Origin of the sequence: Natrinema sp. LN54, from assembly GCF_052439245.1 — an archaeon.
Taxonomy (GTDB): domain Archaea; phylum Halobacteriota; class Halobacteria; order Halobacteriales; family Natrialbaceae; genus Natrinema; species Natrinema versiforme_A.
The window spans coordinates 66,392-87,324 of record NZ_JBQVRP010000002.1 but is presented as its reverse complement, the minus strand read 5'-3'; the positions used below and the strand labels follow the sequence as shown (position 1 = coordinate 87,324).

The 20,933-nt window shown below is 66.2% G+C and carries 19 protein-coding genes; 12 read left to right on the top strand and 7 right to left on the bottom strand.

Annotated elements, in window-relative coordinates:
• Positions 1-135: 135 nt before the first annotated feature.
• Entirely contained in the window at positions 136-1,323 is a 1,188-nt protein-coding gene (locus ACT4ML_RS05525; protein WP_444719964.1) for an NAD-binding protein, read from the bottom strand.
• A gap of 169 nt (positions 1,324-1,492) precedes the next feature.
• Here ACT4ML_RS05525 and ACT4ML_RS05520 point away from each other — a divergent pair, with 169 nt between their 5' ends.
• From ACT4ML_RS05520 to ACT4ML_RS05510, 3 genes are read left to right on the top strand one after another with little or no spacing between them, the layout of a single operon-like run.
• Complete coding sequence (locus tag ACT4ML_RS05520; RefSeq protein ID WP_444719963.1) at positions 1,493-2,755, top strand: potassium transporter TrkA; 1,263 nt, start codon at positions 1,493-1,495, stop codon at positions 2,753-2,755.
• A gap of 52 nt (positions 2,756-2,807) precedes the next feature.
• Positions 2,808-4,094: a potassium transporter TrkA gene (locus ACT4ML_RS05515; RefSeq protein ID WP_444719962.1), complete on the top strand. Its 1,287-nt coding sequence runs from the start codon at positions 2,808-2,810 to the stop codon at positions 4,092-4,094.
• Positions 4,095-4,125: 31 nt separating this feature from the next.
• A complete protein-coding gene (locus ACT4ML_RS05510) occupies positions 4,126-4,407 on the top strand; it encodes a ubiquitin-like small modifier protein 1 (RefSeq protein ID WP_444719961.1) in 282 nt (93 codons plus the stop codon).
• A 49-nt stretch (positions 4,408-4,456) separates the two neighbouring features.
• On the opposite strand, the gene ACT4ML_RS05505 is transcribed toward ACT4ML_RS05510, so the two are convergent.
• The 4 genes from ACT4ML_RS05505 to ACT4ML_RS05490 form a co-directional block, all read right to left on the bottom strand.
• The gene (locus ACT4ML_RS05505) at positions 4,457-5,422 is read right to left on the bottom strand and encodes a GNAT family N-acetyltransferase (RefSeq protein WP_444719960.1); all 966 of its coding nucleotides are present in this window, start codon (positions 5,420-5,422) and stop codon (positions 4,457-4,459) included.
• A gap of 500 nt (positions 5,423-5,922) precedes the next feature.
• Positions 5,923-6,726: an alpha/beta fold hydrolase gene (locus tag ACT4ML_RS05500; protein WP_444719959.1), complete on the bottom strand. Its 804-nt coding sequence runs from the start codon at positions 6,724-6,726 to the stop codon at positions 5,923-5,925.
• 397 nt (positions 6,727-7,123) lie between these two features.
• A complete protein-coding gene (gene gatD / locus ACT4ML_RS05495) occupies positions 7,124-8,374 on the bottom strand; it encodes a Glu-tRNA(Gln) amidotransferase subunit GatD (RefSeq protein WP_444719958.1) in 1,251 nt (416 codons plus the stop codon).
• Positions 8,375-8,739: 365 nt separating this feature from the next.
• Entirely contained in the window at positions 8,740-10,032 is a 1,293-nt protein-coding gene (locus ACT4ML_RS05490; protein ID WP_444719957.1) for a glycosyltransferase, read from the bottom strand.
• 87 nt (positions 10,033-10,119) lie between these two features.
• On the opposite strand from ACT4ML_RS05490, the gene mfnA reads away from it, so the two are divergent.
• Positions 10,120-11,337 carry a tyrosine decarboxylase MfnA gene (gene mfnA / locus ACT4ML_RS05485; RefSeq protein ID WP_444719956.1) on the top strand — a complete coding sequence of 406 codons (1,218 nt, stop codon included), beginning with the start codon at positions 10,120-10,122 and terminating at the stop codon, positions 11,335-11,337.
• A 51-nt stretch (positions 11,338-11,388) separates the two neighbouring features.
• On the opposite strand, the gene ACT4ML_RS05480 is transcribed toward mfnA, so the two are convergent.
• Positions 11,389-11,673 carry a hypothetical protein gene (locus tag ACT4ML_RS05480; RefSeq protein WP_444719955.1) on the bottom strand — a complete coding sequence of 95 codons (285 nt, stop codon included), beginning with the start codon at positions 11,671-11,673 and terminating at the stop codon, positions 11,389-11,391.
• Between the two features lie 255 nt (positions 11,674-11,928).
• Here ACT4ML_RS05480 and ACT4ML_RS05475 point away from each other — a divergent pair, with 255 nt between their 5' ends.
• The 8 genes from ACT4ML_RS05475 to ACT4ML_RS05440 all read left to right on the top strand — a co-directional run bounded on the left by ACT4ML_RS05475 (position 11,929) and on the right by ACT4ML_RS05440 (position 19,966).
• Positions 11,929-12,105, top strand: a complete 177-nt coding sequence (locus ACT4ML_RS05475; protein WP_444719954.1) for a hypothetical protein — start codon at positions 11,929-11,931, stop codon at positions 12,103-12,105.
• 327 nt (positions 12,106-12,432) lie between these two features.
• Complete coding sequence (gene metG / locus ACT4ML_RS05470; protein ID WP_444719953.1) at positions 12,433-14,553, top strand: methionine--tRNA ligase; 2,121 nt, start codon at positions 12,433-12,435, stop codon at positions 14,551-14,553.
• A 158-nt stretch (positions 14,554-14,711) separates the two neighbouring features.
• On the top strand, positions 14,712-15,491 hold the full coding sequence (locus ACT4ML_RS05465; RefSeq protein ID WP_229504731.1) for a potassium channel family protein: 780 nt from the start codon (positions 14,712-14,714) through the stop codon (positions 15,489-15,491).
• Positions 15,492-15,599: 108 nt separating this feature from the next.
• A complete protein-coding gene (gene pyk / locus ACT4ML_RS05460) occupies positions 15,600-17,357 on the top strand; it encodes a pyruvate kinase (RefSeq protein ID WP_138246241.1) in 1,758 nt (585 codons plus the stop codon).
• Between the two features lie 65 nt (positions 17,358-17,422).
• Complete coding sequence (locus tag ACT4ML_RS05455; protein WP_444719952.1) at positions 17,423-17,734, top strand: DUF7312 domain-containing protein; 312 nt, start codon at positions 17,423-17,425, stop codon at positions 17,732-17,734.
• 60 nt (positions 17,735-17,794) lie between these two features.
• On the top strand, positions 17,795-18,163 hold the full coding sequence (locus ACT4ML_RS05450; RefSeq protein ID WP_444719951.1) for a hypothetical protein: 369 nt from the start codon (positions 17,795-17,797) through the stop codon (positions 18,161-18,163).
• A 97-nt stretch (positions 18,164-18,260) separates the two neighbouring features.
• Positions 18,261-19,514 carry a tRNA (N(6)-L-threonylcarbamoyladenosine(37)-C(2))-methylthiotransferase gene (locus tag ACT4ML_RS05445; RefSeq protein ID WP_444719950.1) on the top strand — a complete coding sequence of 418 codons (1,254 nt, stop codon included), beginning with the start codon at positions 18,261-18,263 and terminating at the stop codon, positions 19,512-19,514.
• An 86-nt stretch (positions 19,515-19,600) separates the two neighbouring features.
• A complete protein-coding gene (locus tag ACT4ML_RS05440) occupies positions 19,601-19,966 on the top strand; it encodes a helix-turn-helix domain-containing protein (RefSeq protein WP_444719949.1) in 366 nt (121 codons plus the stop codon).
• A gap of 45 nt (positions 19,967-20,011) precedes the next feature.
• Here ACT4ML_RS05440 and ACT4ML_RS05435 read toward each other — a convergent pair whose 3' ends face one another.
• A complete protein-coding gene (locus ACT4ML_RS05435) occupies positions 20,012-20,896 on the bottom strand; it encodes a mechanosensitive ion channel family protein (protein WP_444719948.1) in 885 nt (294 codons plus the stop codon).
• Positions 20,897-20,933: the final 37 nt, after the last annotated feature.

Sequence of the window (20,933 nt, the reverse complement as noted above, 5' to 3'; positions counted from 1 at the left end):
TCACCCGTCGGTTCGCCGCGGCCAGCGCGCGCCACCGCACGCCGGTTGGTCAATTGGGAGTGAGACGCCGATCAACTGTCCCGAATGTGTCCGTAAGTTCGACCGAACGGCTCGTCCGACCTCCTCCTGTGCGGGCTACTCCCGCTCGAGGATGCGATCGATCAGCCCGCTCTCGTCGCTGCCCAGCGCCGACCGCACGAGCAGGTGGCCGCCGAGCATCGCGGGGCTGATCACGGCGTCGGCGCCGGCCCGCTCGAGTTTCTTCGTGTTCTCGCGGTCGGTCGCGGCGGCGACGATGCGGGTGTCCGGCGCGAGTTCGCGCGCGGTGAGGACGGTCAGGGCGTCCTCGGCGTCGTGGTTCGTGGCGACGAGGATCGCGGCCGAGCGGTCGATTTTCGCGCGGCGAAGCGGCTCCTCGTCGCTGGGGTCGCCGCTGACGACGGCGAGGCCGCGGTCGGTGAGGGTCGTCGCGGCCTCGCGGTCGCTGGTGACGACGACGAACTGCCGGCCGGCGTCCGCGAGTTCGTCGACGATCGGTTCGGTCAGTTCGCCGTAGCCGAGCACGAGGATGTGGTCGTCGAGGAGTTGGAGTTGTGAGTCGCTCATCTTTCCGAGTGTTTTCGAGATTCTGGCCTGAATCGCCGGGCCCACGAGCGCCCCGATGGCGATACCGAAACTGGCGACGCCCAGGACGAGCACCGACATCGTAAACAGCATCGCCTCGGTCGAGCCGGGGTTCGGCGTCACGTCGCCGTAGCCGACCGTACTCGAGGTGATCAGCGTGAAGTAGAAGGCGTCGAGGATGCTGGTGATACCGTCGAAATTCTCCCGGAGCGCGTAGCCGCCGATCGTGCCGTACAGTTGGACGCCGACGAGCGACGCGCCGGCCGCGATCTGGGTCGTCGACAGCGAGAGGGGTTTAGTAAAGCGCTTGCGGGTGAACAGCAGTATCGGGATCGAAACGACCGACAGGGCGACCAGCGGCAGCGAGTACGGGCTCGACTGGAGGAGTCCCTGTGCCGCGGTCAACGGGAGCAAGAGCAGCGTCGCCCACCAGCCCGTCCGCAGGCCGCGCCGGAGTGCGAGCGCGCTGCCGACCATCAGGAACCCGGTCAGCGCACCCGTGAAGGCGGCGGCGCTCTGGACGGCCTCGGGAACGTATTCGGCAAGCGGCCCGCCGACGTTGTTCGTCCCGATGTTGAAGACCGCGGTTGCGACCGAGAGCAGCGCGACGAGCAAGACGAGAATCACGGCCGCTCGCGTCGTGAGGACTCGCGGCCAGTTCTCCGGTAGTCGCGCTCGAGGCGACCCGTCGTCGACCATACACACCGATGAGCGTCGGTACGGGATAAACGTCTTCGGTATCGACCGGCCGCTCTGCGGCCGGAACGTCCCGGTGCCGGCGACGGCTCCGTCGCGGTTCGACCGGCGCTCCAGCCCCGCTCGGTTCGCTGTCGGTGCTGATTTAACGGTTCCGTCCCACCGACACACAATGCAATCGCTTCCGGTCGAGTTGCTGATCGAAGTGCTGCTCGGGCTCTATCTCGGGCTCCTGACCGGCATCGTCCCCGCGTTCGTCGCCGGTTCGCTGGGCTTTCTCGTGCGGTACTTCACCGGCGTCACGCTGCCCGGGTTCGGTGTCGTCGTCCTCGCGCTGTCGATCGCCAGCGTCCAGGGCGGCCTGCTCGGCCTCGTCGAACCCACGATCGCCAAGTCGCCGCAGCTGCTGATCGCCGTGCTGGTCGTCCTGATGCTCGCGCTCTACGCCCACAATCAGGGCGACAAACTCGGGGCCGAACTGCCGCGCCGGCTCTCCTTTACCCGCCTCCGGCAGCGGACCCTCTCGGCCGACGTCGTCGAACTCGTCGGCTCGGTCGGTCAAGTCACGGTGCGCCCGACCGGCGAGATCCACGACATGGAGGGATACCCGCCGCTATCGCCCGATTTCCGGCGGACACTCAAGGCCGGCTCGTGGCGACTCCCCGCCGACCTCCCCCTCTCGGAACTCGCGTCCCGCCTCGAGGAGCGACTCCGAACGGAACACGACCTCGCGGACATCGACGTCACGATCGACGAACAGGGGCGGGCGACTATCGTGGCGGCACCGCCGTCCGGAAGCCTCTCCCGGCGGGTGTCGGCGGGTCAGCGCGCCGTCTCGATCGCGACGCTGGTCCCGACGGGGCTCGCCCGCGGGGACGAGGTGACCGTCCGGACCGGCGATCGCTCGATCACCGGACGGGTGCTGAGCGCCCGGACCGAAGTCGACGACGAACGCGCCGCGGCCGCCGTCCCAGCGGAGCCCGTGGCGGACGAGGTCGCGACCGACGGCGGCGAAGACGACGAGGTGGTCGCCCCTTCCTCGAGGGCGAACGCGGCGACGGCCGGCGGGCCGGGACGCGTCACCCTCGCCGTCGCGCGGCGGGACATCAAGCCGGTCCTCGAGGCCGACTCGCCGCGACTCGTCGTGCGGTCTCGCGGCACGAGCCGCGAGTTCGAGGCGCTCGCGCTGGTCAAGCGCGAGGGGTACGCCATCCGTCGGTTCACTGTCGGCGCGGCCGGTGCGGACGACGAGACCGCGTCGGCGGCGGCCGTGACGATCCTCGCGGTGCGACGGCAGGGCAGCGAGACGAGCGGTCGCCGCCACGGCTGGGTGTTCGGCCCCGGCATCGAACGACGACTCGAGGCCGGCGACGAGGCGTTCGTCGCGGGGCCGGAGGACGCCACCGAAGCGTTCGCGGAGGCGATCGCCCGATGAGCCACGCCGCGATCGACGCCCGCGCCGGGGGGACGACTGGGGGTGAGCGCCCGTGGTAGCCCTTCGGGTTGTACAACTGGTCTCGACCGAACTGCTCTCGTCCGAGACGCTGCTGGAAGCGCTCGTCGGGATCATCGGGTTCGCACTGCTCGCGGCCGGTGCGAGTGTCGCCGTGGCGTTTGTCTTCCGCTGGTACAGCACCGAGGCGGTCCCCGAGGGCGTCGCGGTCCTCTTCGGCGTCGCGATAGTCGCGCTCTGGTTGAACACCCAATCCGCCCTGCAACAGGCGATCATCGGCGATACGCCGCTGACCGATCCCAGTACCGCGGTCTACACCGTCGCTGCGTTCACCGCCAGCGCGGTCGCCGCCGACGTCGGCCGGCGGCTGGGTGACTACCTCGCTCGAGACGTGTTCATGGTCGCCACGCCGCGGACGATCACAGAGGTCACCCAGCTCGTCCGCTCGGCCGGCCGCGTCGTCAGCGTCGAACTGCCCGAGGAGATCGGCGACATCGACGGCTACGACGCCGTCGAGGAGTCGGTGAAAGCCGAACTCGCGGGCCAGACGTTCCGCTTCCCGCGCCGGCTCTCCGTCGACCAACTCCGCGAGCGACTGATCGTCCGCCTCGAGCGGGATCACGGAATCGGCCACGTCGACGCGGACCTCGCCGCGGACGGAACCGTCGAGTACCTCGCGGTGGGGAGCCGACCGGCGGGGATCGGGGCGACGCTCGCGCCGGGGACCGTCGCCGTCGCCCTCTCCGGCGACCCCGCGGCGGACGCCAGCCCGGGCGACGCGGTCCGTATCTGGGCGCGCGACGACGAGGGCGGCACCGCTCGGCGGGTCGCCGGCGGCGAACTGCGGGCGACCGCCGACGACACTGCGACCGTCGCCCTCGACGCCGAGGACGCCCGCGACCTCGAGCCCGGTCGAGAGTACCGGCTCGTGACCCTGCCGGGCAGCCCCGACGCCGAGCGGGACCTCGTCTCCCTGCTCCGGACGGCCGACGAGACGGTCACGACCGTCGCTGTCGGGACCGCCGACCCGCTCGCCGGGCTGGCAATCGATTCGCTGCCCGTCTTGGTGCTGGGGCTCGAGCGAGATCCCGACGGCAGTGACGGCGACGGCGGCGACGAGTACCTGCCGCTGCCGGCCGGCGACGAGCGACTCGCGGCCGGCGACGTCGCCTACGTGCTCGGTCGTCCCGACGCGCTCCGACGGGTGACTGAACGGACGCTGGTCGAGGCGGGCGACCGGAGCGGCGAGCAGGAGCGAGCGCGGGAGACTGTCGTCGACGAACGGGACGATCGCGAACAGGAACAACCACAGGAGCGGTAGCTACTTGCCGCCGGCACCGATAGCGCCACGTATGCCCACGGAGTGGAAACTGTTCGCCGATCTCGCCGAACGCGCTGGCGACAAACACGTGACCGTCGATACCGCGGCCGGCGACACCGTCGGCGATGCCCTCGAGGCGCTGCTCGAGGCGGCCCCCGAACTCGAGGGGCGCGTGCTCGAGGACGGCGACCTGCGATCGCAGATCAACGTGTTGCGCAACGGGACGAACGTGCTGGTCGAGGAGGAGGGCCTCGAGACGGAACTCGAGGAGGGAGACGAATTGGCGCTGTTTCCGCCGGTCAGCGGCGGGTAGCGCCTGATTCGAATTGAATCGCGGCACCGGCCCCTTCGACACCGCCCCGTCACTTCCCGCTGAGATCGATCCCTAATACGAAATCGGGTTCGTCGGCGATCCCGACGCCGGCGTAGGGCGCGTCGGTGACGTGCCGGGGCGTTTCAGGGATCAGCACCCGCGTCTCGTCGGCCCCGCAGTCGGCCGCGTCTCGAGCGATCGCGGCGAACAGCGAGCGGGCGGCGTCGACGTCCGCCCACGCGCCGAGGCCGTACTCGGCCCACGTCTCGGTTTGCGGGTCCGCGTCCGATTTGTCGTCGCTCGAATCATCATCCTCGACCGGCCGCTCGTACGTTCGCGATCGGTAGGCAGTCCCCGCGAGTCCGTTTTCGTCTTCGACCGCGAAGACGGCCGTCTCGTCGGCCAGCCGCTCGAAATCGTCTCGAGCGAGTTCCCTGACGGCCCACGACTCCTCGGGTGCCAGACCGAGCCCCGACAGGTACTCGCGCGCGTCGCTGTGGGTCCAGTACCGCCACGCCGCCGCGGGATCGCTCGAGACCGCGTGCGACGCCGGCCCGTCGGCGTCCGGATCGGGGTCGGGGTGGGCGAAGCGAAACTCGGTGATCGGCTCGTAGCCGCTTGCCCGCGCCGCGCCGAAGGAGGCCGCGTTCCACGAGAAGATCATTACGCGGCCGACCGTCGCGCCCCGCTCGCGGGCCCACTCGAAGGTCGCCTCGTTCAGCCGGTGGCTCACCCCCTGTCGGCGGTAGTCGGCCGCGACGCGCATGCTCTGGAACCAGGCCTCGTCGTCGGTGAGCATCACGCCTTGGACGATCCCCGCGGCCTCGCCGTCGACCTCCGCGAGGAAGGTCTTCTTGCCCTGTCCGGGCTCGTCCTCGAGCCAGTCGTGGTAGATCCGCGGGATGTAGTCGCCGCCGCGCTCGGGCCAGATGTCTCTCGTGAAGTCGACGACGGCTTCGTAATCGTCGTGGGTCGCGCGACGGATCTCGACGGAGGGATCGGCGTTAGCTGACATCGGTCGGTGAACGATGGTACCTCATGCGGTCTTTCGGGAAAGTGCTTCGCAGAACGGGCGGTGGCGCGCACTGGAGAGCGGGGAGCCGATGGCGAACCGCTCGAGGGAGTCGTGCGAGGCCTTCGCGAACCTGTGAGCGAACGGCTCGGAAGTCGCAAAGCGTCTTCCGCTGGACGAGTGAGTGAGGAAACGAATGAGCGAGGAGGGGCGGCGATTCCCTGCCGCCAGCGTGAGCAGAACGTTTCTCTCTGTAACCGAAATCGATACGATGGTATCAGAGACCAATTCGCATGGTATTCTTTTCATTTTATCTGGACTGTCCGTTCACTACACATGCATACTTACCGCTGTAACTTCTATCAGATACGAGTATATTATAAGAATCGTATTGAATGCAGGGCACGTATCTCTCACAACCCTGTTTCCGGTGGATTGGTAGGTTTACGTTGGTGATGAAATATGACGAGGCTGATTCTGTCAGCTCCATCGTTTATTTAGAGCTATTTGCAGAATTCAGTCAGTTCTTGGTTGAGTTTCTCTTTTTCCTCGTAGAAGAGTGCATGACTACTCTCCTCGAAGGGAACGAGCTCCGTGTTTTCAATTCCGTCGTGGAGCTTCTCCGCCGTCAGCTCGAACGGACAGGCCTGATCGTGGACACCGTGACAGATGAGCGTCGGAACAGAGATGTCTGCGAGGTCGGAACGAAGATCCATCTTCGCGACCGCTTCGATCGAGTCGGCCATGGCCTGCGGCGACGATTCCATGCTCATGTTCCAGAGCCAATCTTTTAGCTCGGGACTCGGGGCGGAGTGAAACAACGAATCACCGAAGTCACTGCTTACTTTCGCCCGGTCCTCATAGCATCCCTCGGCAAGGTCCATGAACGCGGCTTCATCGACGCCTTCCGGAAAGTCGGATTTCTTGGTCAGAACGGGGCTCGCAGCACCAAGCAGCGCCAGTTTTGACACGTGTTCTTCGTTATGCCGACTCATATACCGGGTGACGACTCCTCCACCCATCGAAAAGCCCGCAAGTGTTACGTCATCGACATCAAGTTCGTCGAGAACCGTCTTGAGATCGTCAGCGAACGTGTCGAAATCGTATTCACTCCAGGGTTTACTGGACTGTCCGTAGCCACGGAGATCGATACCGATACACCGTACGCCCTCCCTCGGGAGTTGGATGTACTGATATTCGAACATCCTGTGGCTCAGTGGCCACCCATGAATAAACACGAGCGGATTACCTGATCCCCAGTCCTGAACGAACAGTTCTACTCCTTCTCCAACGTCTATTCGGGTCATATTGACCAAGGTACAGGACCCTCCCTGAGTATATAAACACCTAACCAATATTTCTGACTATTTGATTGTTTTCTGCAGAGATGAGTCTGACACTCTACATTGAGTTCCGGTATAAACTTGTGGATTGAGAAGATAATAGCCAGATCGTTCTGCTTCTGCTTAGAGGTGTATTTGACAGGAATTCTATCTTTTGCTGAATAGATTCTCTGGGCCTTATTCAGTAGGTCCTTTCTGATATTCAGCCGAGATGTGGGTAGCTGCTCCGGTAACGCCTTCGCCTGTACTTACCGTTCGTCGGTAGCCACAGAGTGGTATGTAAACCGTTCTATGATATGCTTGAGATTGACGCAGAAAAGTCGGTCTGTAACTCTCTACCAGGTCCGTCTCGAGTCCGCCGTCACTCCCACGGAACCGACCGTTCTTGAATCTCGCCGGCCAGCGAGGTCCCCATCGCCTCTTCGACATCTTCGCTGTTTGCGAGCGCCCACATCAGCTTCACCTTCGCCGTTCCCGGCAGCGTGTCGCCGCCCTCGAGCACGCCGGCCTCGAGCAGGTCCCGACCGGTGTCGTAGACCCGATCACAGACACGGCCCTCGAGACACTGGCTGGTCATGACGACCGTCGTCCCGTCCTCGATCAGTTCCTCGATGCGGGGGATCAGATCGGTGTGGACGTGGCCGAGTCCGGTGCCCTCGAGGATCAGCCCCTCGCTCCCCTCGGCGACGTCGAGGAACGCGGGGTCCATCCCGGGCGTGAATTTGAGGAGTTCGACGTCGCTCTCGAGGTCGACGGTGAGCTCGAGGTCGGTTTCGTCTCGCTGCTGGTAGTCGCGGCGGAAGCTGACTTCCTCGGTCTCGTAGTCGACCTCGCCCAGCGGCTCCGCGCCGACGGTCTCGAACGCGTCCCGGCGGGAGGTGTGGTTCTTCCGCACACGGGTCCCGCGGTGGAGCGCACAGTCGTCGTCGGATTCGGAGGCGTGCATACAGACCAGTACCTCCGCGCAGTCGCTCTTGGCGGCCTCGACGGCCGAGACGGCGTTCATCACGTTGTCCGACGACGGCCGGTCCGCCGAGCGCTGCGAGCCGGTGAAGACGATCGGTACCGGCGTCTCGAGCATGAAGGAGAGCGCGGAGGCGGAGTACTGCATCGTGTCGGTGCCGTGCATGACGACGACGCCGTCGGCACCGGCCTCGATCTCCTCGGCCACCGCGTCGGCGAGGTCCCGCCAGAGCGGCGGCTCCATGTTCTCGGAGAGGATGTTGGCGACGACGCGGCCGCGGTAGTTCGCCCGCCCCGCGAGGTCGGGCACGGCGCGGAGCACGTCCTCGGCGTCGAACTGGGCCGTCACCGCGCCGGTGCGGTAGTCGACCGTCGAGGCGATCGTCCCGCCGGTCGAGATCAGCGAAATCGTCGGCAGATCGTCGTCGAACTCGATCTCCGAGCCGGCGTCCTCTCCCGTCGCATCGGTGCCGTCGATCCGGTAGACGTCCTCCGCGAGGACCTCCACGTCGGCTCCCTCCCGATCGACGCCGACGTTGTAGCCGCCCTCGAGTTTCACCACGAGGTGGTCGTCCGTGCTCGAAGGGAGCAACACGCCTTCGTAGGTGCGGTCCGCGCGATCGACGCGGACGCGGTCGCCTGGGTTCATGCGTTGGCGTTGCGCGGCGTCGGACTTGAAGGCACGCTTTCGCTCTAACTGAGAACAGAATTCTGTTCAATCGCGTGAATGCGTGTTCGACAACAACTCGAAAGCCCCTGCTTCGCTCGACCGCGCCGGGGCTCGCTGCGGTCCTCGATCGTTCCCGTCGGTCACTCACTGCGGTCCTTGCGTCGCCCGGGCGGGATCGAGCAACGGGAGAGCACGACTCTCCCGAGCATCGCGGACGCTGTGGTCCGCTCAGCGAAGCAGCCCCTTTCAGTCCCACCCCGCCGTGGATCGTCGAGCGGGCCGTTACTCGAGCCAAGACAAACGCACGACTCGTCGAACAGCCGACTCGTCGCAAAACACCGCCGTCAGGAGCCGCTTTTCTCGACGTGGTACCACGTCCCGTCCCACGAGAGGCCGTACTCGAGCAGCGATTTGAGGGTGAGCACGCCGAAGGCGGGGTAGAGCAGCGGCGCGAAGGCGACGCTCCAGCGGAGGCCGTCGATTCGGCCGTCGCTGGTGTCGCGCCACGCGACGAGGCCGACGGTCGCGATGAGGACCGATGCGAGGATCAGGAACGCCGATTCGACGTCCAGAACGAGCAACAGCAGGAGCTTCGAGGTGAGCGCGAGCGTGAACAGGCTCCCGAGCAGGCTCGAGCACATCCGACCGATCGAGATGACGCCGCGGCGATCGACCTGCCCGTGCAGGGCCTCGAGCAGCGTCGCGTGGAGGACTTCGATCTGGCCGACGCGCCAGCGCTTTCGCTGGCCCCAGAGGTCCCGCAGGCTGTGGGGGGCCTCCATCGTGTTCGTACACTGGCGGGCCTGTCGCACGTCGAGGCTCTCGCGATAGCAGGCGTGGGCGAAGTCGAGGTCCTCGGTGAGCATGTCGTCGTAGCCGTCGACGCGCTCGAACGCCTCGCGGGTGAGGACCGTCGAGGAACTCCGGCAGTTCGCGAACCCGGAGAGTTCGACCAGCTTGTAGCTCGCGTGAAAGACCACCCGCTCACAGTACGCGACCGTCTCGATGACACCGGTGGGCCGCGGGATCCGGCGGCCCTGAAAGACGTCTGCGCCGTCGAGTATCCCGCCCATCGCTCGCGGCAGGAACTCGGGTGAAACCCGCTCGTCGGCGTCGAAGACCGCGATATGTTCGGCGTCGGTCTGGCGAACGGCGTCATTGATCGCGCCCGCCTTCGAGCCGGGGTTCCCGTTGATCAGACACTCGACCCGCTCGTGAGCGCTCGCGAGTTCGCGGGCCCGCTCGAGGGTCGCGTCGTCGTTCGGCTCGGCGACGATGACGACCTCGAGGTTCTCGTAGGCGCTTTCACAGAGGCTCTCGACGCTTTCGTCCATCACCGCGTGGTCGCGGTAGACCGGCACGACGGCCGTCAGCCGCGGGCCGTCGGTCACCGGATCGATGACGTCCCGAGAGGTCCACACCTCGCGGACCAGCAGCAATCCGGTGATCGCGACGAAGCACGTGAAGACGGCCATCGACGACAGCGCGTCGAGGAACACCACCCGCACGGTCACCACGAGCAAGTCGAGGGTGTACTGCTGGATTTCCCGTCCCTGTGTGAACCCGAACAGCAGCAGGGAGAGGACACCGACGACGGTGGCCCCGTGTTCGACGGCTCGAGACGCTGTCGAAATCATTGCCGGTGGTTTCGGTCGGCGTGTTATCAACATTGCCCATACAGACGGCGAGTCCAGCGCGGACAGCACCCGCTCTCGGGGTCACGAATGCGGGCGGGGAGACAGCGGCGGTTCCGATCGATCGGACGAGAGCTGGGGGAGATCGGGCGAGAGCAGCGAACGGCCGCGGAAACGTCGCCGAACGCAACAAATAAACCGACGACCGAGTACATACGTGATATGCAAATCGAGCCGCAAGCGTTCGACCGGGTCCTCTCCTCGATGTGTACGGAACCCCACCCGGCGGCGCGCGACGCGGCCGAACGGTTTCTCGCGACGAACCCCGGCGATCCCGGTACCTATCCGAACGTTTCAGCCCTCGAGGACGACGCGATCGCGCTGCTGAGCGAGATCGCGGGGCTGGACGATCCGGCGGGCTACATCACGAGCGGCGGCACCGAGGCGAATATTCAGGCCGTCCGGATCGCCCGCGAGCGGGCCGAGAGTCGGACGCCGAACGTCGTCATGCCCGAATCGGGCCACTTCAGTTTCCAGAAGGCCGCCGACCTGCTCGGCGTCGACCTTCGGATCGTCCCGACAGACGACCGGCAACGGGCCGATCTCTCGGCCGTCCGCGCCGCCGTCGACGACGACACCGCGCTGGTGATCGGCGTCGCGGGGACCACCGAGTACGGCCGGGTCGACCCGATTCCGGACCTCGCCGAGATCGCCCACTCGGCCGACGCGATGTGCCACGTCGACGCCGCGTGGGGCGGCTTCGTCCTCCCCTTTACGGACTACGAGTGGAACTTCGCCCACGCCGCGGTCGACACGATGGCAATCGATCCCCACAAAATGGGACAGGCCGCGGTGCCCGCTGGCGGGCTGCTCGTCCGCGATTCGGCCCTGCTGGATGAACTCGCCGTCGACACGCCCTACCTCGAGTCGACCTCGCAGGCGACGCTGACCGGAACCCGTTCGGGGGCTGGCGTCGCAAGCGCCGTCGCCGCGATGGAAGAGCTGTGGCCCGACGGCTACCGCCGACAGTACGCCCGGTCGCAGAACAACGCTGAGTGGTTGGCCGACGCCCTCGAGAAACGGGGCTACGAGGTCGCCGACCCGACGCTGCCGCTGGTGGCGGCCGACGTCCCCCGATCGACCTTCGACGCGCTGCGGGCCAAGGGATGGCGCATTTCGAGAACTGCCACTGACGAACTGCGCGTGGTCTGTATGCCCCACGTCACCCGCGAGATGCTGGCCTCGTTCATCGGGGATCTCGACCGGCTCGAGGTGCGCGCGAGCGTCCCCGTCGCGAGCGACGACTGACGGTCGATGCTGTCCCGTTCGATCGGACGTAGCGGCGACTCGAGACGATTCTCAGCCAGCCAAGTCCCTGTACACGGCGATGAATTCGACGATGTAACAGTACAGAAGGCCAAGCAGGAGAAGAAACGCGATCGATTGTCCGATTCGAGACGGAACGAAACCGTCGTACAAACCTAGAACGAGGTAAAAACCCACCCAGCAGAGAACCGCTGCGACGACGTACTTCCAACTGCTAGTTGGACGACGATGCGATTTGACGATGACGAGAAAACCGAGGCCAGAGAGGAAGATTACCAGATCCACGAGCGGGAACATCTCTCCGATCAATTCGATCATCGTTTCTCACTACTGTACAAAAATGTTTGAGTAGTTGATATATGTGGCGAGGTTAGTCCGATCCATTCGCCGGCCATCACTATATCACCACGTATCGATACCCGTTTCACACTCGCCGCTCGAGCCCTTCGCATGGCGATGGATCGGATCGACGCGGCCGTGCTCGTCGGCTCGCGCTGCTAGCGGCATCGGCGCTGCTGTTCGATCTCGAACGACTCGTCGTCGCCGCGATGGCCGCCGGCTTCCTGCCCTCCGGTGTCGATCTGGCGGCTGTACGGCGGGCGCGTGTGGGAGGCGCTTGGCTGGCTCGCATGGGTCGGCGCCGCGGGCACGCTCGTCTTCGGCCTCGTCGGCGTCTTCCTCTTGATCGGTGGCCGGGCCGGCTATCTACGCGACGTCTGGCGCGTCGATTCGACCGCTCGAAAGGGGTGACGTTGCGTTCGGCGACGGTCGTCAACAGTTATCCCACCGGAACGAGTAGCCGAATGTGAGTATGCCGACGCGCGCTGTCGCCTCCGTTGATTCTCGCGTTCGCATGCCCCGCGGTATGCGTGTATGGATGTAGCGGCGGCGCTGTCACGGGGGAACGCGTCGCAACGCAACCGGTCATACGGTCTTGTTCGCGGCGTCGAAACCCGGACGCGAACGATCCGATACAGCAGCCACGCGTATCGTTCGACCCCGATCAGTCGATACCGAACTAACCGACCCGCGATCGAAACCGGCGGGTTTTACGCCCGCCACCGACAGCACACGTATATGAGCACGCACAACGACGACTTTCCGACGGACAATCCCGCCGTCGTGACCTGCGGGCTTCCCTACGCGAACGGGGACCTCCACATCGGTCACCTGCGGGGCTATATCGGCGCAGACGCGTTCAACCGCGCGCTCCAGACGCTCGGCCAGGAAACCGCCTACGTCTGCGGGTCTGACATGCACGGCACCCCGGTCGCCGTCAACGCCGAACAGCAGGGCGTCGATCCCGCGGACTTCGCCCTGGACTGGCACGAGCAGTACGAGGAGACGTTCCCCAAGTTCAACGTCGACTTCGACAACTACGGCCACACGCACGACGAGACGAACACCGAGTTGACCCAAGAGATCGTCCGGAAACTGGACGACGAGGGCTACATCTACGAGAAAGAGATTCAGGTCGCCTACGACCCCGACGCCGACCAGTATCTTCCGGACCGCTACGTCGAGGGCACCTGTCCTTACTGCGGCGAGAAAGCCCGCGGCGACGAGTGCGACGAGGGCTGTCAGCGCCACTTAGAGCCCGGCGAGGTCGAGGACCCGACGAGCACGATCACGGGCAACCCCGCGGAGTACCGCGAGCGGACCCACAAGTTCTTCGAGGTCTCGGAGTTCGCCGACTTCCTGACCGAGTTCCTCGACGGCCTCGAGGGAACCTCGAACGCGCGCAACCAGCCGCGTCAGTGGATCGAAGACGGCCTGCAGGACTGGTGTATCACGCGGGACATGGACTGGGGGATCGACTACCCCGGCGAAGACGGAGACGGGGACGACCTCGTCCTCTACGTCTGGGTCGACGCGCCGATCGAGTACATCGCGAGTACGAAGCAGTACTCCGAGCGCGTCGGGACCGACGAGTACGACTGGGAGCAGGTCTGGAAAGGCGACGGCGAGATCATGCACGTCATCGGCCGGGACATCATCCAGCACCACACGATCTTCTGGCCCGCCATGCTCGAGGGCGCGGGCTACAACAAGCCCCGCGGAATCGCCGCGACCGGGTTCATCACGATCAACGGCAAGGGACTCTCGACCAGCCGCAACCGCGCGATCTGGGCCAAGGAGTACTTGGACGAAGGCTTCCACCCCGATCTGCTGCGGTACTACCTGACCACGACGGGCGGCCTCCAGCAGGACGTCGACTTCTCGTGGGACGCCTTCCAGGAGAAGGTCAACGGCGAACTCGTCGGTACCGTCGGCAACTTCTGGTACCGCTCGCTGCTCTTTGCCTACCGCAACTACGAGGGCACGCCCGACACGGACGTCTCCGCGGAAGTCGAGGAGCGCATCGAGGGAGCCATCGGCGACGTTCGCGAGAACGTCAACGACTACTCCATGCGCGGGGTCGGACAGGCCGCGACGCAGCTCGCGCAGTTCGGCAACGAGTACATCCAGCGCAACGAGCCGTGGAAGCTCACCGACGAGGAACCCGAGGAAGCCGCGCAGGTCATCCGCGACTGCGTCCAGATCGCGAAGGCCGTCGGCGTCCTGCTCGAGCCGATCGCCCCCGACAAGGCCCAGGACCTGTGGGAGCAACTCGGCGAGGACGGCGCGATCGCCGACGCCCACCTCGAGGACGCGCTCGAGGCCCCGCCGCGGAACTTCGACGAACCCGGCGAACTCTTCGGCAAGATCGAGGACGACCGGGTCGACGAACTCACCGAAAAGCTCGAGGAACGGGTCGCGGCCGCCTCGGACGACGGGGAGGAATCCGACGACGGCGACGCGGAAACCGAAAGCGACGACACCGCCGCGAGCGAATCCGAGAACATGGCAGAGACGGACGACCTCGAGCCGCTGCTCGAGGACCGGATCGGATTCGAGGACTTTCAGGAACTGGACATTCGCGTCGGCCGGATCGAATCGGCCGAGGGAATCGAGGGCGCGGACGATCTCGCGAAGCTCGAGGTCGATATCGGCTTCGAGACGCGGCAGGTGGTCGCGGGAATCAAGCAACTCCACGACCTCGACGAACTGCCGGGGACGAAGTGCGTGCTGCTGGCGAACATGGAGCCCGCGGAACTGTTCGGCGTCGAGTCGAACGGCATGATCCTCGCGGCCGGCGAGGAGGCGGACCTGCTGACGACCCACGGCGACGCGTCCCTCGGCGAGAAGATCAAGTAACGGGTCGTCTCTCGCGGCCGAGAACAGCTTTCGGATTGTTCGAACGATTTTCCGCCTATTGAACTCCATAAAGGCACTAATCCCGATCGCAAACACCCGAATGTGCATTAAAAACAACTCCAAATAGATATTTGTAGTCAGGGAGATGCTATTCGTCTGTGTTCCCCGATAGCGTTTCACACGTCGACGATCGGCCGATTTTGCGCCACGCGGTCGCGCCGATCGGTACGTTCGTCGCGATCGTCGTCGCGGGGATCGCGGGCCTCGCGGCGCTCGGGAACGTCGGCCCCGTGGAGGCGGCGTTCTGGCTGGTCGATCTGACGAGCATCGATCTCCACTTTCAGGACCGCGCGGGTCCGGAACGGGCGACCAAGGCCTACGCCGTGTTGGTGACGGTCGGGCTCGTCGTCTCGGGGCTGTGGATCGGCGAAACGGTCGTCACCGAACTGTTCGGGGGACGGATCTCCGCGGAGGTATCACGAGCAACGATGCAACGACGAATCGACAACAGCGACGATCACGTCATCGTCTGTGGCTACGGGATGTTCGGACGGACGATCGCCAACCGGCTCGCCGAGGCGGACCGGCAGGTGGTCGTCATCGAAATCGACGAAGAAAACGCGACCCGCGCCCGCGAGGACGGGCATCTGCTCGTCGAGGGCGACGCCAGACGCGAGCGGGTACTGCGGTCGGCCGGGGTCGACCGAGCGACGAAACTCGTCGCTGCGATCGACGACTCGAACGTCAACATCCAGATCGCGATCGTCAGCGGCACGGCGACGTCGACGCCCGAAATCATCGTCCGCGTCGGCGAGGAGATGTACGAACCGGTCGCGCGGGAGGCCGGTGCCGACGAGGTGATCATCCCCGAAGTCGTCAGCGGCGAGCGCGTGACCCGCCTGCTCGAGCGACCGACGGATCGCCGCCCGGCGGACTGACTCGAGCGCCGAGGCGCGGACAGCCGTCTCGCCGCGGACGGCGTCGAATGCGTACTCGAGGGCGAGTAAGTGACCATCTTTTAGGGCGTGCTGACGCTATCTCCCGCCATGAGAAACGCGAAAATAGTCAGTACGCTGGGGCCGGCGACGAACGACCGGGAGACGATCCGGGAGCTCGCCGCGGCCGGGATGTCCGTCGCACGACTGAACGCGAGCCACGGCAGTCCGTCGGATCGCGCGGCGTTGATCGATCGCGTCCGCGCGGTCGACGAGGAGCGGGCCGAACCCGTCGCGATCATGCTCGACACGAAGGGGCCGGAGATCCGGACCGCGCCGCTGCCCGAGGGCGAGACGGTGAGTCTCGAGACGGGCTCGGAAATCCGGTTCGTCGAGGGCGAGGAGTCGACGCCGGAAACGGTCGGCCTCTCGGTGGCGATCACTGCGGTCGAACCCGGGGACCGAATTCTGCTCGACGACGGCCTGATCGAGACGACCGTCCTCGAACACGACGGCGACGCGGTTCGGGCGCGGGTCGACACCGGCGGCGAACTGGGCGGCCGCAAGGGCGTCAACGTCCCCGGCGTCGAACTCGATCTCGACGTCGTCACGGAGAAGGATCGCAGGGACCTCGAGCTGGCCGCCGAGAAGGAAGTCGACTTCGTCGCGGCGAGCTTCGTCCGGGACGCGGATGACGTCTACGAGGTCGGCGAGGTCTTGGAAGAGGCGGGCGCGGACATCCCGATCATCGCGAAGATCGAACGCGCCGGCGCGGTGGAGAACTTAGACGAGATCATCGACGCCGCCTACGGCGTGATGGTGGCCCGCGGCGACCTCGGCGTGGAGTGTCCGATGGAAGACGTCCCGATGATCCAAAAGCGGATCATCCGCAAGTGCCGCGAGGCCGGGCGGCCGGTCATCACGGCGACGGAGATGCTCGACTCGATGGTCCACGCCCGCCGGCCGACGCGCGCGGAGGCCTCCGACGTGGCAAACGCCGTCCTCGACGGCACCGACGCGGTCATGCTGTCGGCCGAGACCGCGGTCGGCGACCACCCCATCGCCGTCGTCGACGCGATGGACAGCATCATCCGCGAGGTCGAGGGCTCCGAGGAGTACGCCGAGTTGCTCGAGCAGCGCGTCCCGGCGTCGGGCGAGGCGCGGACGGACGCGCTGGCCCGGTCGGCGCGGTTCCTCGCGCGGGACATCGGCGCGGACGCGGTCGTCGCCGCGACCGAATCCGGCTACACGGCGCTGAAGACAGCGAAGTACCGCCCCGGCGTGCCGGTCGTCGGCTCGACGCCGAGTCAGGCGGTGCGTCGCCAGCTCGCGTTGACGTGGGGCGTGACGCCGCTGTACGCACCCGTCTCGGATCAGGGGGCCGACGCCGTCGTCGAGAAGGCCGTCCAGGCCGCCCTCGACGCCGGGATCGCCGAGAGCGGGGACACCGTGGTCGTCCTCTGCGGGATGATGACCGACCTCGAGGGGGCGAACACGACGAACATGCTGAAGGTCCACGTCGCCGCCGACGCGCTGACGACCGGACAGGTCGTCGTCGAGGGGCGGGCGACCGGGCCGGTCGTCCACGTCACCGACGGCGACCTCTCGGAGATCCCTGAGGGGGCGATCCTCGCCCTGCCCGCCGATTTCGACGAGGAGTTTTCCGGCGATACGAGCCGCATCGGCGGCATCATCAACGCCGAGCGGGGGATGACCGGCTACCCGGCGCTGGTCGCACGCGAGTTGGGGATTCCGATGATCAGCGACGCGGACGGCACGGACATCGCGGCCGGCGAGGTCGTCACGGTCGACGCCGAACGCGGCGTCGTCTACGGCGGCGATATCAGCGACCGCACCGTGCGACGCTGAAGCAGTCCCGACGGCACCCGCGATCGGACCGCGGGTTTTTGACGGCGGACCCGTTAGGATGGCGTATGGCAGACGATCCGTCCGGAGACGACGACACCGACCGATGGGGCGAGCCGTCGGCGACGGACCCGGGCGCCGGACCGACGAGCGAGACCGACTCGAGCGGCGACGAATGGGATCGGATCCCGCTGGACCTCTCCGGCTCGAGCGACGAGTCGGACGACGAAGCGGCGACGGACGACGACGAATACGCGCCCGAAGCCAGTTCGACGCCGATCGAGTCCGGCGATCCGGACCTCGAGAACGCGCTGTTCGTCGTCTTGGGGGCGATCGCGATGGTGCTCGTGCTCGTACGGCTGCTCTCGGTTCCGCTCTGATGAGGGGCGGCCGACTCGCTCGAGCCCCGTCGCGTTCGAACCCGACTGATTCGTAGAATCATGCGCGTTCGAAGCTACATTTACGACGGCGAGACCGCCCCGGCACACGTCGACGCCGTCCTCGAGCGGCTATCGGACCGCAAGGAGTCGGTCGACCGGCTGGACGTCAGCGCGGCGGCCGACCGGGACGACGCGGTCCGGGAGGCGATGTTGCGGGTCCGCGAGTCGGTTCGGATCGGCACGAGTCCCGACGGGATCTACGACGAGGACGGAAACCCTGACTTTTCGGCCGGCGTGCTCATCGCACAGGAGCCGACCGGCCGTCGCTCCCTTTTCGTGGGCGAAGTGGCGCTCAAGGCACTGGCCGACGACGCTGAAACTGAGACCGGAGACGGGACTGCGGGCAGGGCCGACGCCGACAAGCGGTGATCGAGGCGACGAAGACACCGGACCGTCGCGGCCGCGCTCATCCCGCCCGCGATCCGTCGCGCTTTTGATTCGCCAGCCCCGAGAACGGTCCAAGCGAATGGCCCGGTATCACATCGAAACGTACGGCTGTACATCGAATCGCGGGGAGAGCCGTGAGATCGAGCGACGGCTCCGCGATGCGGGTCACTACCGGGTCGACGGGGCCGAGGAGGCGGACGTCGCCATCCTCAACACCTGTACCGTCGTCGAGAAGACCGAGCGGAACATGCTCCGGCGGGCCGAGGAACTGGCCGACGAGACGGCCGATCTCTTCATCACGGGCTGTATGGCGCTGGCCCAGGGCGAGGAGTTCGCGCGGGCCGACGTCGACGGGCAGGTCCTCCACTGGGACGAGGTGCCCGAAGCGGTCACCAACGGCGAGTGTCCGACGACGACACCCGACGCCGAGCCGATCCTCGACGGCGTCGTCGGCATCCTCCCGATCGCGCGGGGCTGTATGTCCGACTGCTCGTACTGCATCACCAAGCAGGCCACCGGCAAGATCGACTCGCCGTCGATCGAGGAAAACGTCGAGAAGGCCCGCGCGCTGATCCACGCGGGCGCGAAGGAGATCCGCATCACCGGCCAGGACACCGGCGTCTACGGCTGGGACGAGGGCGAGCGCAAACTCCACCGCCTGCTCGAGGAAATCTGCGAGATCGAGGGCGACTTTCGCGTGCGGGTGGGGATGGCCAACCCGAAGGGCGTCCACGGCATCCGCGAGGAGTTGGCCGACGTCTTCGCGGAACACGAGGAACTCTACGACTTCCTGCACGCGCCGGTCCAATCGGGAAGCGACGACGTGCTCGGCGACATGCGCCGCCAACATCAGGTCGAGGAGTACCTCGAGGTCGTCGAGACCTTCGACGAACGGCTGGACTACTGGACGCTGTCGACGGACTTCATCGTCGGCTTCCCGACCGAGACCGACCACGACCACGCCCAGTCGATGGCGCTGCTCCGCGAGACCCGCCCGGAGAAGATCAACGTCACCCGCTTCTCGAAGCGGCCCGGTACCGATGCCGCCGAGATGAAGGGACTGGGCGGCACGATCAAGAAGGAGCGCTCGAAGGAGATGAGCGAAGTCAAACGCGAAATCGTCGCCGACGCCTACGCGGACATGGTCGGCGAAACTCGCGAGGACGTACTGGTCGTCGAGGAGGGCACCGCGGATTCCGTCAAGTGTCGCGACTCCGCCTACCGCCAGATAATCGTCCAGAACGCGACCGACTACGGCCTCGAGCCCGGCGACTTCGTCGACCTCGAGGTGACGGCCCACGAGACGATGTACGCGTTCGGGAAGCCGGTATAGCGGCCGGAACGAAGGCGTACGGGCCGATCCCCAGTCGGCGGGAACGGGCGGCGAGAGCAAAGTAAACGCCGCCCGTAGTTTCGTCTATGAGCGACGGAACCGATCACCCGCGCCCGTGTCCGCGGCTGGGACAGGACGGCGAGTTGGGGTGTAATCCCCGCCGCGTTGTGGATCTGCTCGCCGATGACGACGCCCGAGCGGTGTATCTGTACGCCGAGGAGCCGGCGACGGTCAGCGAGATCGCCGAGGCGGTCGAGCTCCCGCAGTCGACGGCCTACAGAAAAGTCGAGAACCTCCGGGAGGCCGGACTCCTCTCCCGGCTCAACGATCGCTCGCGGACCGGGACTCCGGCACATTACGTCCAGGCCATGGATCACGTGTCGGTGACCTACGACGATCCGCTGCGGATCGAATGCGAGTGCAACGGCCGCCCGCTGTACTGTGAGCCCTAACACAGACGCTCGTCGACTCCCGAACATCGTCCGCTTCCGTGGCCGCTACTCCCCGTCACCAGGTTCGTCCGTACCCGCTCGAGACGCCGGTCCCCGATCGATGCCGATCGATTCCTCGAGCGCCGACGGCGTCGCGGCGCCGAGATCGATCCCCTCGCGCTCGAGGCGATCGACGATTTCGCGGGCGTACTCCGAGCGGACGCGTCCGTAGGTGCTGCGGTCGGGATCGGCGATCCAGAAGAGGGCGACGACCCGGACCGCGTCCTCGAGATCGACGATCCGGGCGGTCGGCTCCGGGTGCTCGAGGACCGTCGGGTGATCGACCGCCGCGTCGGTCAGGATGCGAGCGACGGCGTCGAGATCGTCGTCGTACCCGACCGCGACCGGCACCCGAAGCCGGAGCCGATCGTTGAGGACGGCGTTCGTGACCGCGTTCGCGGTCAGTTCCGAGTTCGGCACCGTGATGATCTCGTTGTCGAAGGTGCGGACCCGCGTCGATCGGAAGCTGATGTCCTCGATGACGCCCTCCTGATCCGACCAGCGGATCCAGTCGCCGATGTTGAAGCTCGGATCGGTGACGATGAACGCGCCGCTGACGAAGTTGCCGACGACGTTCTGTGCGGCGAACCCGAGCGCGACCGTCAGCGCGGCGACGAGGATCGCCGCGCGCTCGAGGACGAAACTGAGGCCGGCGATTGACAGCCCGACCACGACCGCGGCCGTGATCACGCCGATTGCGACCACGCGCTCGAGGCCCTGCTGGAGGGTCCGTTCGGTGTCCCGGTAGTCGAGCGCGGCGCTCACGAGCGGCCGGACGGCGAACCGGCCGACCGCGTACACCAGCACGAACGTCAGCAGAAAGGTCGCGACGTTGTCGAGCAGGGAGAGGTACGCCGCGATCAGTTCCTCGAGACGAGTCAGGACGTACACGCGTTCGGCGTTCGGCGAGGACTCGCACAAGGGTTGG

What these genes read in the sequence shown, in the direction of transcription:
- gatD (WP_444719958.1), bottom strand. Translation starts at nt 8,374, where the DNA reads ATGAACCCAGGCGACCGCGTCCGCGTCGATCGCGCGGACCGCACCTAC.
- ACT4ML_RS05510 (WP_444719961.1), top strand. Translation starts at nt 4,126, where the DNA reads ATGCCCACGGAGTGGAAACTGTTCGCCGATCTCGCCGAACGCGCTGGC.
- metG (WP_444719953.1), top strand. Translation starts at nt 12,433, where the DNA reads ATGAGCACGCACAACGACGACTTTCCGACGGACAATCCCGCCGTCGTG.
- mfnA (WP_444719956.1), top strand. Translation starts at nt 10,120, where the DNA reads ATGCGGGCGGGGAGACAGCGGCGGTTCCGATCGATCGGACGAGAGCTG.
- ACT4ML_RS05450 (WP_444719951.1), top strand. Translation starts at nt 17,795, where the DNA reads ATGCGCGTTCGAAGCTACATTTACGACGGCGAGACCGCCCCGGCACAC.
- ACT4ML_RS05490 (WP_444719957.1), bottom strand. Translation starts at nt 10,032, where the DNA reads ATGATTTCGACAGCGTCTCGAGCCGTCGAACACGGGGCCACCGTCGTC.
- pyk (WP_138246241.1), top strand. Translation starts at nt 15,600, where the DNA reads ATGAGAAACGCGAAAATAGTCAGTACGCTGGGGCCGGCGACGAACGAC.
- ACT4ML_RS05500 (WP_444719959.1), bottom strand. Translation starts at nt 6,726, where the DNA reads ATGACCCGAATAGACGTTGGAGAAGGAGTAGAACTGTTCGTTCAGGAC.
- ACT4ML_RS05525 (WP_444719964.1), bottom strand. Translation starts at nt 1,323, where the DNA reads ATGGTCGACGACGGGTCGCCTCGAGCGCGACTACCGGAGAACTGGCCG.
- ACT4ML_RS05445 (WP_444719950.1), top strand. Translation starts at nt 18,261, where the DNA reads ATGGCCCGGTATCACATCGAAACGTACGGCTGTACATCGAATCGCGGG.
- ACT4ML_RS05520 (WP_444719963.1), top strand. Translation starts at nt 1,493, where the DNA reads ATGCAATCGCTTCCGGTCGAGTTGCTGATCGAAGTGCTGCTCGGGCTC.
- ACT4ML_RS05455 (WP_444719952.1), top strand. Translation starts at nt 17,423, where the DNA reads ATGGCAGACGATCCGTCCGGAGACGACGACACCGACCGATGGGGCGAG.
- ACT4ML_RS05440 (WP_444719949.1), top strand. Translation starts at nt 19,601, where the DNA reads ATGAGCGACGGAACCGATCACCCGCGCCCGTGTCCGCGGCTGGGACAG.
- ACT4ML_RS05505 (WP_444719960.1), bottom strand. Translation starts at nt 5,422, where the DNA reads ATGTCAGCTAACGCCGATCCCTCCGTCGAGATCCGTCGCGCGACCCAC.
- ACT4ML_RS05480 (WP_444719955.1), bottom strand. Translation starts at nt 11,673, where the DNA reads ATGATCGAATTGATCGGAGAGATGTTCCCGCTCGTGGATCTGGTAATC.